Source organism: Acinetobacter sp. UBA1496 (assembly GCF_002324975.1).
Lineage (GTDB): Bacteria > Pseudomonadota > Gammaproteobacteria > Pseudomonadales > Moraxellaceae > Acinetobacter > Acinetobacter variabilis.
This window is the reverse complement of sequence record NZ_DCRI01000091.1, coordinates 54,297-67,691: the sequence shown is the minus strand read 5'-3', so window position 1 is coordinate 67,691 and position 13,395 is coordinate 54,297. Positions and strand designations below refer to the sequence as shown.

The 13,395-nt window shown below is 43.6% G+C and carries 9 protein-coding genes and 1 pseudogene; 1 reads left to right on the top strand and 9 read right to left on the bottom strand.

Annotation, left to right across the window (positions count from 1 at the left end):
- Positions 1-124 precede the first annotated feature (124 nt).
- Entirely contained in the window at positions 125-2,653 is a 2,529-nt protein-coding gene (gene ponA / locus B3143_RS10110; protein ID WP_286740339.1) for a penicillin-binding protein PBP1a, read from the top strand.
- 58 nt (positions 2,654-2,711) lie between these two features.
- Here the strand turns inward: ponA and B3143_RS10105 are convergent, their stop codons facing one another.
- The 9 genes and pseudogenes from B3143_RS10105 to B3143_RS10065 form a co-directional block, all read right to left on the bottom strand.
- Complete coding sequence (locus B3143_RS10105; RefSeq protein WP_286740337.1) at positions 2,712-3,515, bottom strand: putative RNA methyltransferase; 804 nt, start codon at positions 3,513-3,515, stop codon at positions 2,712-2,714.
- 58 nt (positions 3,516-3,573) lie between these two features.
- Complete coding sequence (mraY, locus tag B3143_RS10100) at positions 3,574-4,692, bottom strand: phospho-N-acetylmuramoyl-pentapeptide-transferase (protein ID WP_286740335.1); 1,119 nt, start codon at positions 4,690-4,692, stop codon at positions 3,574-3,576.
- The gene (locus B3143_RS10095; protein ID WP_286740333.1) at positions 4,693-6,096 is read right to left on the bottom strand and encodes a UDP-N-acetylmuramoyl-tripeptide--D-alanyl-D-alanine ligase; all 1,404 of its coding nucleotides are present in this window, start codon (positions 6,094-6,096) and stop codon (positions 4,693-4,695) included.
- An 8-nt stretch (positions 6,097-6,104) separates the two neighbouring features.
- Entirely contained in the window at positions 6,105-7,601 is a 1,497-nt protein-coding gene (locus B3143_RS10090) for a UDP-N-acetylmuramoyl-L-alanyl-D-glutamate--2,6-diaminopimelate ligase (RefSeq protein WP_286740332.1), read from the bottom strand.
- Positions 7,602-7,612: 11 nt separating this feature from the next.
- Positions 7,613-9,436: a penicillin-binding protein PBP3 gene (gene ftsI / locus B3143_RS10085; protein ID WP_286740330.1), complete on the bottom strand. Its 1,824-nt coding sequence runs from the start codon at positions 9,434-9,436 to the stop codon at positions 7,613-7,615.
- A 15-nt stretch (positions 9,437-9,451) separates the two neighbouring features.
- Complete coding sequence (gene ftsL, locus B3143_RS10080; protein WP_286740328.1) at positions 9,452-9,784, bottom strand: cell division protein FtsL; 333 nt, start codon at positions 9,782-9,784, stop codon at positions 9,452-9,454.
- A 10-nt stretch (positions 9,785-9,794) separates the two neighbouring features.
- Positions 9,795-10,706, bottom strand: coding sequence for a 16S rRNA (cytosine(1402)-N(4))-methyltransferase RsmH (gene rsmH / locus B3143_RS10075; protein WP_286740326.1), 912 nt, complete (start codon positions 10,704-10,706; stop codon positions 9,795-9,797).
- Positions 10,707-10,897: 191 nt separating this feature from the next.
- On the bottom strand, positions 10,898-11,917 hold the full coding sequence (locus tag B3143_RS10070) for a sulfate ABC transporter substrate-binding protein (RefSeq protein ID WP_004787154.1): 1,020 nt from the start codon (positions 11,915-11,917) through the stop codon (positions 10,898-10,900).
- A gap of 267 nt (positions 11,918-12,184) precedes the next feature.
- A pseudogene (locus B3143_RS10065) lies at positions 12,185-13,080 on the bottom strand (sulfate ABC transporter substrate-binding protein).
- Positions 13,081-13,395 lie beyond the last annotated feature (315 nt).

Below are 13,395 nucleotides of genomic sequence, written 5' to 3'. Positions count from 1 at the left end.
TCATCAATCTGTGCCGGCCTATAATTTTATACAGATACAATAACTCATCTAACAATATGTATATCTAAAGGATATACTGACCGGTAATTAGTTTGCCATTAGCTCTTATTAAAACTTACTTGTTATGAAAAAGCTATCTTGTTCAGGCCTTGTTCATCCATTTTTTTTGATCATTATCATTATTTTGATCTCAATTCCGATGGGTTTCTATGGCATGTATCTCTATATTGCCCCATCTTTGCCTGAAATGTCTACGCTTAAAAAGGCACCTTTATTAAAGCCTTTACAAGTTTTTAGCTCAGATAATAAGCTCATTGCAGAGTATGGTGGCAAGCTTTCTGTTCCTGTGAATTATGAACAGATTCCGAAAGAATTTATTCACGCCTTCCTCGCTGCAGAAGATTCTAGTTTCTTCGAACACAGCGGGATCAGCTTTAAAGGTTTAGGACGTGCAGTCAGTGAAACCATTACTGGCTCTGATGTACAGACTGGTGGTTCGACCATTACCATGCAGGTCGCCAAAAACTACTATTTAAGTCCCGAACGTACTTTAAAGCGTAAGCTGACTGAAATTTTCCTGGCACGTAAAATAGAACAGAATTTAAGTAAAGAAGAAATTCTGACTTTATATGTCAATAAAATTTTCTTGGGAAAAAATGCTTACGGCATCGCGGCAGCAGCCAAAATCTATTACAACAAAAGTTTAGATGAGCTTTCGATTGCGCAAATGGCAATGATCGCCGGTCTTCCTAAAGCACCTTCTCGCTACAATCCGGTGGCCAATCCTAAACGTGCACTGGAACGCCGTAACTGGATTTTAGGTCGTATGCTGCAATTGGGTTATCTGAATCAAAGCCAATATCAGGAAGCCATTGCTGAACCGATTAAACTGGATATGCCTGACCGCAGTACGCGTAACAAATTTCCCTACGTCGGTGAAATGGTTCGCTCTGAACTGGTAGAAAATTTTGGTGAACAGGCCATAGATTCAGGTTATAAAGTTTACACGACGATCCACAGTGAACGTCAGGCTTATGCTGAACAGGCGGTACAGGATGGTTTAGAAGCTTATGATCGTCGTCATGGCTGGCGAGGTGCTGAGGCTCATGATCAGCCCCTGCAAAATTTCCGTGTCTATGCCAACACTTACCCTGCTGAAGTGACTAAGGTCAATAATAATAGCTTTGAAGCATTGATGCAGGATGGTACAACCGTAACTGTGCCTTGGTCAGGCATGTCCTGGGCTCGTCCTTATCGTAGTGCAGATAGTGTAGGTGCTGCACCAAACAGAGCATCACAGATTGTTAAAGTTAAAGATATTGTTCGTTTAAGACCTAATGAGAATAAAAGTTCCTGGGCACTGGTACAAACACCTCAGGTACAGGGCCAATTAATTGCATTAAACCCGAATAATGGTGCGATTGAAGCCATTGTCGGTGGTTATAATTTTTATCAATCCAAATTTAACCGTGCGACTCAAGGCTGGCGTCAGCCGGGTTCAACTATTAAACCCTTCGTTTACGCTCTGGCTTTAGAACGTGGTATGACTCCACACACCATGGTCAATGATGCACCGATTACTATTGGTAAATGGAGTCCGCGTAATTCGGATGGCCGTTATTTAGGGATGATTCCTTTACGTCGTGCTTTATATCTGTCACGTAACACGGTTTCAGTTCGCCTATTACAAACCGTCGGTATTGAGCGTACACGTCAGTTATTTATGGATTTTGGCTTGCAGGATAACCAGATTCCACGGAACTATACAATTGCTCTAGGTACACCTCAGGTTTTACCAATCCAAATGGCTACTGGTTATGCTACGTTCGCCAATGGCGGTTATCGGATTCAGCCACATTTTATTACGCGGATCGAAGACGCCTATGGCAAGACTATTTTTGAGGCTAAGCCTGAATATGCCTGCATCTCGTGTATTAATGCTCAGGAAGAAAGCCCTCAACCAACAGGCGCGCTCACTCCTGATGATGAAGCAATTGAAATCAATAACAAAACCTTAGCACAGAAACCAGAGACACCAAAAATCTCGGCTGAAGACAGTAATTACCGTCAGGCAGAACGTATTCTAAAATCTAGTTCTGCTTATGATATGGCCAATATCCTGCGTGATGTGATTCAGCATGGTACAGGACGTGCTGCTTTAAGAATTGGTCGTAGCGATATTGGGGGTAAAACTGGTACTACCAATGATGCCAAAGATGCCTGGTTTGCAGGTTTTAATGGCAAGCTGGTCACCGTTGCCTGGGTCGGTTTCGACCAGCCAAAAACTTTAGGTCGCCGTGAATATGGTGGTGTCGCAGCCTTACCAATCTGGACCGACTTTATGGGTAATGCCTTAAAAGGTACACCAGAAGCTTGGGTTCGTCTGGATCGTAATGCTAAAGCACCAATTAACCGTAATAAAGTAGTGCAAGGTGAGCAGGAACAGCATGATCCGTCGTCTCCACCTTTAGCGACGCCTCTGTATCGACCTGCTCCGGTTGTAGCACCTAAACGACAAAGCAATGATTTTGAAGATTTGCCTGATCAGGAAATCCGCATACCGGATGATGAAAGAGTGGCGCCAAGAGACCAGCCAACACAGCCAAATCGGGTGTTGGATCCTTTGGAAAACTTGATTGAAGAAATTGAATAATCTGAACCAATAAAAAATCCCTCATTATTGAGGGATTTTTTATTTCTGGATTTTAAATTTATTTCTTCTGAAATACATAAATCTGGAATTGGGCCATTAAATCAAATTGATCCTGCTGCTCAAGTGCCAAACGGCGTTCAGGTTTAGCTTTATAAGCATAAGGGGTCATGGTAATCAGGTTTTTTAAATCTGCTTGAGCCAAAGTCATTGGCGCATCAACCACCTGTTCACTTACCAGATTAAATGCATCCTGCAACTGCTCAACAAATTTATGTGGCTCGTGTGCTTTTACTTCCTCAAATAAGGCTTCACGCATCGCATATAAATGTTGTGGTGCAGGGGTTACCACCATCAAATAAGATTTTGCCTTTAATACCCGTAAGATTTCTTGTTTCGGAATCGGACTAAATAAGCTGGTACACAGATCAATGGATTGATCCAGTACCGGCAAGGTCGCCCCTGTTCCTACCACCCAGGTAATTTCTTTATTCAGTTTAGCTGCAACCTGAACTGCATTTTTGGCAATATCTACGCCGACACATTGCATTACTTCAGCCTGCATAGCATTGGTGTAATAACCTTCGCCACAACCAATATCGAGCAAGTTTTCAATCCGCAGTTCACGGATTTTCTTGACTACAGCCTGTTGCAGAGGCGCATAGTGACCCGCACTCAGAAATGCACGGCGTGCCTGCACAGATTCAGGCGTATCACCTGGATTTTTACTATGTTTATGCTGCACCACATGCAAATTCACATAACCCTGCTTGGCCACATCATAGCTATGCTGATTGTCACAGCGCCATGTACGTTCATTTAAGCGTAACTGCTCACGACAAACAGGACACATCAGTAAGTTCATTTTTTAATTTCTCCAAAACAAAAAAGCCGGCATGCGCCGACTTTTTCAAATGCATTTCTTAGCGTAATTTTAAGGTCATTAGGCCAAAAACTACCAGCATAATTGTAATAATCCAGAAACGAATGACGACTTGAGTTTCACGCCAACCTTTCTTTTCATAATGGTGATGTAAAGGTGCCATTAAGAAAACGCGTTTATTACGCATCCGCAGTGAACCAATCTGCAAGAATACAGAAATTGCTTCCACCAGGAATACACCTGCCATAATCGCAAACACGATTTCCTGACGCACCATCACGGCAATCGTACCCAGCATTGCACCTAAAGATAATGCACCCACGTCACCCATAAACACCTGAGCTGGGTGAGCGTTATACCAGAGGAATGCCAGACCGGCACCAATCATCGCAGCACAGATGACTACCAGTTCGGAAGAATATTTCACATAAGGAATATGTAAGTAGTTAGCGAAACGTACATCGCCTGCCAGATAAGCAAATACCCCTAAACCTGCTGCAACCAGAACAATTGGCATGATCGCCAGACCATCCAGGCCATCGGTCAGATTTACGGCATTGGATGCACCATTAATCACGAAGTAAGTGAAAATAATGAAGCCAATTCCCAGCGGAATCACGGACAATGGAATGGTGTGATCCTTAAAGAATGGAATCAGCACATCCAGCATATTGGCAGTTACAACCGGATTCGGTTGCTGCTGTGCAATCACATACAGTGCAATACCAGCACCGATTGAACCTACAGACGTCCAAAAGAATTTCTTGCGTGCAGGTAAACCGGCATTGTCTTTATAACGGATTTTAATCCAGTCATCTGCCCAGCCCACGGCGCCAAAAATCACCATCACCGAGAGCACAATCCAGAGATAAGGATTCGTCAGGTCTGCCCACAGTAAGGTGGAGATCCCGATCGAGAGCAGGATTAGTACCCCACCCATGGTCGGTGTACCCATTTTCTTGGCATGATTCTCAGGAGCAAATGAACTTACTGCCTGACCATATTTTAGTGCCTGCAATTTGCGAATCATGATCGGACCCAAGACCAAACCGATAGTCATTGCGGTCAAGACGCTGAGCAAAGCACGTAAAGTTAAATAACGAACCACCTGAAACGTGCTATCAAAGCCCGCCAGATGGTCAAATAGCCATAACAGCATTTAGAGTTTCTCCATCAATGCAGCCATCAATGTTTCCATATGGGTAAAACGTGAACCCTTGAACAGGAAAGACATTGGCTGAGGATGATGTGTTTCAATCAAATCAATTAAAAACGGTAATGCCTGCTCCTGATTCAGGAAAGCCTGCATCTTCTTACCATATTGCGTACTACGTGCACCTTCTTGTGCAGCTGGAGCAAATTCACCCACAGCCACCACAAAATTAATGCCTTTGACCGATACCAGATCCCGACCGAGTTTATAATGCTCGATCGCGGCAGATGAACCCAGTTCACCGATATCACCGGTCACCATCACCCGAATACCCTGCTGCTGCGCTAAAACTTCAGCCGCTGCACGCATCGAGCTTGGATTGGCATTGTAGGTATCATCAATAAATAAAAAATCTTTATGCGGTATAAAGTTCAAACGACCTTTGGCACCAACAGCTTGTTCAAGGCCAGCCACGATATCGTCCAGACTAATACCAATCGCCAAAGAGAAAGCCACTGCCGCAGTTGCATTTTGCACATTATGTTCACCAGCAAATGGCAGATTTACGGTTTTACTGCCTTGCGGTGTATTTAGCGTGAAAGTCGCAGATTGCGGATGTAGTTCTACGTCAGTTGCATAGACGTCACCACCCTGACCAAAACTCAAAGTTTTCTCGGTTTTGACGGCTGCACGGATCTGCTCGGCATAGTCATCTGCTGCAGGCACAATCGAAGTTTCAGAAATATGCGAATAGATTTCAGACTTGGCGCGACAAATCCCATCACGGCCACCAAACTCACCTAAGTGTGCGGTACCGATATTAATAATACCGGCCGCGTGCGGCTGTACCAGATTGGAAGTGTAATCAATTTCACCCTGATGGCTTGCACCCAATTCCATCACCGCATACTGATGTTCAGCACGTAATTCCAGTAACATCATTGGGACACCCAAATCATTATTCAGGTTACCGCGAGTGACTAAAGTCGGTGCCAGACGCGACAGGATACTACCCAGCATTTCCTTAGTCGTGGTTTTACCGCTACTACCAGTCAAAGCAATGACTTTAAGCTGTGAGTTTTGCTGACGACGATAAGCGCCAAGATGACCCAATGCCAGACGAGTATCTTCAACTACTAGCTGGCAAATATCTGTGTCAACAGGTTGGCTGACAATCGCGATTCCACAGCCCTTCTCAGCCACTTGAGCAATAAAGTCATGCGCATCAAAACGCTCACCTTTAAGTGCTAGGAAAACATCCCCTGCTTCGGCATGACGGGAATCAGTTAAAATCCGCTTAATCTGACCTTCAGGTTTTTTATCATTCAGCCAATAACCATGAGTGGCTTGCTGTAACTGTTCAATTGTCCATGGCTCTAGAGGCACGGTACTTGTTGTTGAAGTATGCATGTAAAATCCTAATGCGCTGGAAATGCTAAATCACGGTTGTGATGCTGGGCATCAATCGCGGCCTGTACCTCGACCACATCATCAAACCAATGTCGCACCCCATCAATCTCCTGATAATTTTCGTGTCCCTTACCGGCAATCACTACAATGTCACCTGGCTGCGCCTGGTCGACTACAAAGCGGATTGCTTCACGACGGTCATGAATTTCATGATAGATTTTGTCTGAAAAATCGATACCTTGCTTCATGTCAGCGAAAATCTGGTTTGGATCTTCAGTACGTGGGTTGTCCGAAGTCAACACTGCAATATCAGCGCCCTCAAGTGCAGCCTGAGTCATCAGCGGACGTTTACCACGGTCACGATCACCGCCACAACCAAAAGCAACCCAGAGTTTTTGACTGACATGGCGCTTCAGTGTAAGCAAGACCTGAGTCAGAGCATCTGGAGTATGTGCATAATCCACGACAAATAAACGCTCGTCATCACGAATAACCTGCATACGGCCTGGGGCACCTTTCAGCTCAGGTACAGTTGCGATTAAATCGGCTAATGTAAAACCGGCTTGCTCTGCCACAACCAAGCTCGCAACCAGATTTTCGATATTGAAATGACCCAACAAAGGACTATGCACAGTAAATGTATCTTGTGCAGTGATCAATTTAAATTCAGCACCGGAAATACTGTACTGGATATCCTGAACCTGATAATCGGCTGCTTGTGACAAAGAATAAGTTAGAATTTTCGGCTGATTTGGATTGGCTTTCGCAGCATTCAAGATCACCTCTGCATGTGCGTCATCAATATTGATGACTGCAACTTTCAGAGATTCATAGCTGAATAAACGCGATTTTGCTTCTGCATAAGCTTCCAGCGTACCATGATAGTCGAGATGATCTCGACTTAAATTGCTATAAGCCGCAATTTCAATCGCACAACCATTCAGACGACCCTGCTCCAGACCATGCGAACTCGCTTCAATTGAAGCAAATTCCGCATCTGCCTGTGCATAGGCATGCAAGGCATTTTGCAATTGCAGGGCATCGAGTGTGGTATGAGAAGAGGCTTCCAGATTCGGCAAAATACCATTCCCTGTAGTCCCCATAACTGCGCAGGCTTTGCCTTGCAGCATCAGCAACTCAGCAACCAGACGGGAAATTGTGGTTTTACCATTGGTACCAGTTACGGCCAGAATACGGGCAGCCTTGACTAGCTGAGTCGCTTGCAGATAGCGCTTCTGCCACTCGCCCATCAGGTGACGGACATTGGGTACTACCAAAGCTGGAGTAACACCCAACTCCTGCTCAGAAATCACGGCCAGTGCACCCAATGACAGGGCTTTTTTGGCATATTCTGCAGTTTTTTCAGGTTGAGACAAGCTGGTCAGGGCAATAAAAATTTGCCCCAGTTTAACTTTGCGGCTGTCCAGTTCGAAACCCTGAAAGGATTGTCGCATCCATTCAGCAGGTTCTTGAACGGCGTAGAGATCTTGAAATGTAATGAACATTGATCACCTATTTACTGGACTTTGGGAGATTCTAAAGGTTTGTCCAACGGGACATTCAGCAGGCGTAAAGACTCCTGCATCACACGGGCAAAGACAGGTGCAGATACCGTACCACCATAGTAGGTGCCTTGTGGGTTTTCTACCACCACCACCATAGCGATCCGTGGGTCACTGACTGGTGCCACGCCGGCAAATAAAGCACGGTATTCATTGGTCGAATAACCTTTACGGTCGGCACGCAATTTATGCGCAGTACCCGTTTTACCTGCAACACGATAACCAGGTACAGTTGCACGGGTTGCTGTACCACCAGGCAAAGTTGCTGTTTCCATCATCAGCAGAACCTGTTCTGCGATTTGAGGATCAATCATCTGCTCGCCTTGTGGCTGTTCTTCTAACTTATATAGACTTAAAGGCACTTTCACACCTTTGTTCGCCAGCATGGCATAGGCATCAGCCAGTTGCAGCACAGTCGCATTCAGACCATAACCATAAGCCATGGTTGCTACTTCAGACACATTCCATTTACTTGGCGGCAGAATCAAACCAGAACTTTCACCCGGAAATTTCACTGCGGAACGCTGACCAAAACCAAGACGTTTATAGAAAGTCGGTAAAGTTTCATACGGCAGTGACAAAGCTAATTTAGCTACACCGACGTTTGATGATTTCTGGATAATGCCACCCAGTGTTAACTGACCGTAGTTATGCGTATCACGAATAGTGTGATTCCCGACCCGCATACTACCTGGAGTCGTATTGATCACCGAATTGGCCGTATATTTCCCACTCTCTAGAGCCATCGCCACTGTTAGCGGCTTCATGGTTGAACCCGGCTCGAAGGAATCGACAGCACCACGGTTACGCATTGCATCTTTATTTAATAAGCCATTCTTGTCATTCGGGTTATAAGAAGGCCAAGAAGACATTGCCAGAATTTCACCAGTTTTGACATCGACTGCAATCGCCGTTGCGGAGCGGGCATTATTGGCAACACCCGCTGCAGTGAGTTCACGGTACATAATGTACTGTAAACGTGAGTCGATACTCAGGGTAATATTTTCACCCGGTTCGACTTCTTTAATCACTTCCGGTTCTTTAACCCGGTTGCCTTTTTTGTCACGGATAATCTGCTGTTCACCATCCTGACCGGCAAGACGGGTATTCAGCTGCATCTCCAGACCTTCGATCCCAGTTCCTTCACTATTGGTCAGACCAATAATCTGGGAGTTTGGCTGCGGCTGCGGATAATAGCGCTTATAGTTTTTCTCGGTATAGACGCCCTGGAAATTACGCTTCATGATCAGTTCCGCCTGTTGTGGCGGCACTTCTTTTTTCAGGATCAGATAACGTGAACGTGGACGCTCTTCCATTTTTTTGCTCAATTCAGCACGATCCATACCCACTGCATCAGCCAGCTCATCCAGATTCAGGTTTTTATCTGGGAGTTGACGTTTCAGTTTACGGCTATTCGGCTCTTTCTGTAGCGCCAGCATGGTCTCATCATAAAGTTTTTTATTATCAAAATAGTCACGTGGGTCAATCACGATTTTCATAATCGGCGTACTGATCGCCAGCGGAATACCATTACGATCATAAATTACGCCACGCATAGCCTTGACGGTATTGGTTCGCAGAATATTGGCATTGGCTTTATTTTGCAGAAAATCCTTATTAATAATCTGCACATAAAAAGCTCGGCCGATCAGTGTCACAAAACACAGCAGCACCACGGCCCACATGATGTAAAAACGGTTGATATAAACATTTAAGGCATTTTTCTCGGCGACGGACTGCTTTTTACGTACCGGTTGCTTCTTTCTCTTGTCTACCATGTTCGAGCGCTAGCCTTATTTTTTCTCATCTGAAGGTTGTGGTAAGGAAATTACGACACTCTGTGAAATCGGAGGTGAATACATCCTTAACTGGGTCACTGCACGGGTACCAATCTGCGCGGTCGCACCAAAGGTCTGCTGTTCAATCAGCAAACGTCCCCACTCTGCATTCAGGTCATCCCGTTCACGCAGATAGGTACTCAGTTTGCGGTTATCCTGACGGTATTCAAAGACCTGGAAGACGACAAATATCGCACTGATGAAGACCATCAACATTAATATGAGGTAAACAATGACTTTTTTCAGCCATAACTTTTCTGTTTTTTTATCAACCACTTCAGTCTTCATGATGTGCCTATTAAGCTAAACGTTCTGCCACGCGCAGCCATGCGCTACGTGAACGAGGATTGGCTTTAACTTCCTCATCACTTGCCTTGACCCGGGCGATTTTCTTTAAACGTCGCGTATCCTTTTGTTGTTGCGGCATTCCCCAGCCTGAGTTTTCTTCAAGCGTTGATTCTTTTTGAATAAACTGTTTAATCAACCGGTCTTCTAGTGAATGGAAGCTGATCACAGCCAAACGTCCCTCCGGTTTCAAAACCTCAACCGCTTGAGGGAGGAAAGTTTCAATATCTTCTAATTCTTTATTAATAGCAATACGAATTGCCTGGAAAGTTCGGGTGGCAGCATGTTTATTTTTTTCCCATTTTGGATGGGCAACTTTCACAATTTCCGCCAGTTTGGCTGTGGTATCAATATATCCAGCAGCCTTGATCGCTTTGGCTATACGGCGACTATAACGCTCTTCACCATACTGAAAAATCACATTAGCCAGTGCTTCTTCTTCAATATCTACCAGCCATTCGGCTGCAGTCGGACCTTGCGAGTTGTCCATGCGCATATCCAGCGGGCCATCTTTCATAAAGCTGAAACCGCGTTCTGCCTGATCCAGCTGCGGTGAAGACACCCCTAAGTCAGCCATCACACCATCTACACTTGCAATACCCCGCTCAGCCAGTGCCTGTTTTAAATCAGCGAAGCTGGCATGAATAATTTTAAACCGTGAATCTTCCTGTTCCAGTTCTGCAGCAACAGCCAATGCTTGCGGGTCTTTATCGAAGGCGTAGACGCGTGCATTTTCATCCAATTTGGAAAGCAATAAACGTGTATGCCCACCGCGGCCAAAGGTTCCATCCACATAAATTCCCGTATTGCGACCAGCCAATAAGGCATCAATCGTTTCGTGAAGTAATACAGAAATATGTGACATAAAAACTCAATCAATAGGGCGAAAAATTTAACTGCACATTATCACTCTGTTTAGCTAAAGCTCCAAACGACTTTTTGTAGATAAATATTAATTTCTATAGAGAAAACCGTTTTTATTTTTCGACAGTCGATAAAAAAGCCTCCATCGAGGAAGCTTTTTTTATATTTTAAATTTATTTTTTAATCAACAGATTAGCGCTTCGAGTTATAGATCTGGTCGAAGATTGCGCCATTCACAAAGTGAGTTTTCTGTGCATTGGCCCAGCCACCGAACACTTCATCAATAGTAAAGGTTTTAATTTTCGGGAACTGTGATGAATATTTGGCTAAGACTTTCTCATTACGTGGACGGTAGAAATGTCGTGCTGCCATATCCTGACCAAGTGGAGAATAAAGATAGTTGATATAACCTTTAGCTAACCATTTGTTACCATTTTTATCCACTGTACGATCTACGATGGCTACAGAGGGTTCAGTCAAAATGGTCAAAGATGGATAAACGATATCAAACTTATTTTTACCCAGAGTTTTTTGCGTTACCAGAGCTTCATTTTCCCAAGTTAACAGCACATCACCAATATTACGTTCAGCAAATGTAGTCATCGATGCACGTGCAGCAGAGTCCATCACTTTGACGTTTTTATAAAGCTTGCCGACAAATTCTTGGGCTTTGGCTTTGCTACCACCCGGCTGTTTCTCTGCATAACCCCAAGCTGATAGGTAAACCCAACGTGGCAAACCACCCGTTTTCGGGTTTGGTGTAATAATTTCTACGCCCGGTTTAGTCAGATCTTTCCAGTCTTTAATTCCTTTAGGGTTACCCTTACGCACCATGAAGACAATCGTTGAAGTATAAGGTGCAGAATTATGCGGGAACTCTTTTTGCCAGCCTGGCTGAATCTGACCAGATCTTACGATCTCTTCAATATCGTTTGCCAATGCCAAAGTAACCACATCACCTTTTAAACCGTCGACCACAGAACGGGCCTGTTTACCTGAACCGCCGTGAGACTGTTTAAAGTTCACATCAATACCGGTTCGTTTTTTCCAGTAGGCACCAAAAGATTTGTTGAATTCGTCATAGAATTCACGGGTTGCATCATAAGAAACGTTCAGGAATTCACGATCCGCGGCTTGGCTCGCAGTTGCAGTAAATGTCAGACCTGTTGCCAATAAGGCAGCACTAACCAGTGATTTTAATTGAGTTTTCATAAGAGCATCGGGAGATTATCTTTATTAGATATAACTATATGAAATAAAGTTATTTTTCGCAATTGAGCAAACAAAGTGCATACAGGGTAATATTTAGTTATTTTTTGTTTTAATTTGATGTTTTATATAATAAAAATATCTAGATTAAAGACTTATCCTATTTTTATAGCATTTTATGCATTAGATATAAAAAAAACGGATAATAAATTATCCGCTTTCTAAATTAAGGTTCGGTAATTAAAATCATTTACGGTTTTCCGCAGAGATCTAATCGTAAATCGCCCCATTCACAAAATGGGTTTTCTGCGCTTTTGCCCAGCCGCCAAAGACTTTATCAATAGTAAAAGTCTGGATTTTTGGGAATTGCGCCGCATATTTTGCTGCTGCTTTGACATCACGTGGACGGAAGTAATATTTCGCTGCCAGCTCCTGCCCTTTTGGTGAATATAAATAGTTTAAATAACCTTTGGCTAAATTGCTGTTGCCATTTTTATCCACGGTCTTGTCGACAATCGCTACTGATGGCTCAGCCAGAATGGAAATCGAAGGATAGACAATTTCATACTTATCTTTACCCAGACCTTGTGTAGCCAATAATGCTTCATTTTCCCAAGAGAGTAATACATCGCCGATCCCGCGCTCAGCAAAGGTCGTTAAGGACCCACGCGCACCTGAATCCAATACTTTGACATTAGCATAGAGTTTTTTCACCAGTTCTTTGGCTTTGGCGTAATAATTTCAACGCCTGGTTTGGTTAGGTCATTCCAGTCTTTAATCTGTTTTTGATTACCTTTACGAACCAGAAATACAATTGTAGAAGTATAAGGAGCCGAATTACTTGGGAACTCTTTCTGCCAGCCCTTTTCGATTAAACCGGTATTGACGATTTCTTCGATGTCATTGGCCAGTGCCAAAGTAACTACATCGGCCTGCAAACCATCCACCACAGAGCGTGCCTGTTTACCTGAACCACCATGCGACTGTTTAAAATTGACCGCTTGCCCGGTTTTCTGTTTCCAGAACTTACCAAATTCTTCGTTATATTCCTGATAGAATTCGCGGGTCGGATCATAGGAAACGTTGAGAAAGTCTTTTGCAGCATAGCCAGGAATGGCACTTCCGCCAAGTAATACTAAAATAGTAAATGTTATTATCTTTTTCATGATTAGTGCTCATTGCTAATTTATCTTTATCCAGCACTATATAAATAAAAAAGTAATTAACAATCATGCGCTTATAATATTTTATTCAATCATATTCTATTTTTGATATATATACTCACAATTCATTTCGGATACATTTTCTCCTAAAAATTTAATATCCTGCTACAATATAAGACAGTTCTTCACGATCTCTACACATTTATCTGTTACAAATAGGCAACTTAAATGTGGAAATTCTAAGATTTAGTAATTTTCCACAGAGAAATATTAGTTTTTTGTAAAAAATGTGACCTGGTTCTACTTTTTTATATCTGA

Bases quoted from the DNA above. Each gene is read 5' to 3' on its own strand.
- ftsI (WP_286740330.1), bottom strand. From the start codon at position 9,436: ATGGTAGACAAGAGAAAGAAGCAACCGGTACGTAAAAAGCAGTCCGTC.
- rsmH (WP_286740326.1), bottom strand. From the start codon at position 10,706: ATGTCACATATTTCTGTATTACTTCACGAAACGATTGATGCCTTATTG.
- mraY (WP_286740335.1), bottom strand. From the start codon at position 4,692: ATGCTGTTATGGCTATTTGACCATCTGGCGGGCTTTGATAGCACGTTT.
- ftsL (WP_286740328.1), bottom strand. From the start codon at position 9,784: ATGAAGACTGAAGTGGTTGATAAAAAAACAGAAAAGTTATGGCTGAAA.
- B3143_RS10090 (WP_286740332.1), bottom strand. From the start codon at position 7,601: ATGTTCATTACATTTCAAGATCTCTACGCCGTTCAAGAACCTGCTGAA.
- B3143_RS10105 (WP_286740337.1), bottom strand. From the start codon at position 3,515: ATGAACTTACTGATGTGTCCTGTTTGTCGTGAGCAGTTACGCTTAAAT.
- ponA (WP_286740339.1), top strand. From the start codon at position 125: ATGAAAAAGCTATCTTGTTCAGGCCTTGTTCATCCATTTTTTTTGATC.
- B3143_RS10095 (WP_286740333.1), bottom strand. From the start codon at position 6,096: ATGCATACTTCAACAACAAGTACCGTGCCTCTAGAGCCATGGACAATT.
- B3143_RS10070 (WP_004787154.1), bottom strand. From the start codon at position 11,917: ATGAAAACTCAATTAAAATCACTGGTTAGTGCTGCCTTATTGGCAACA.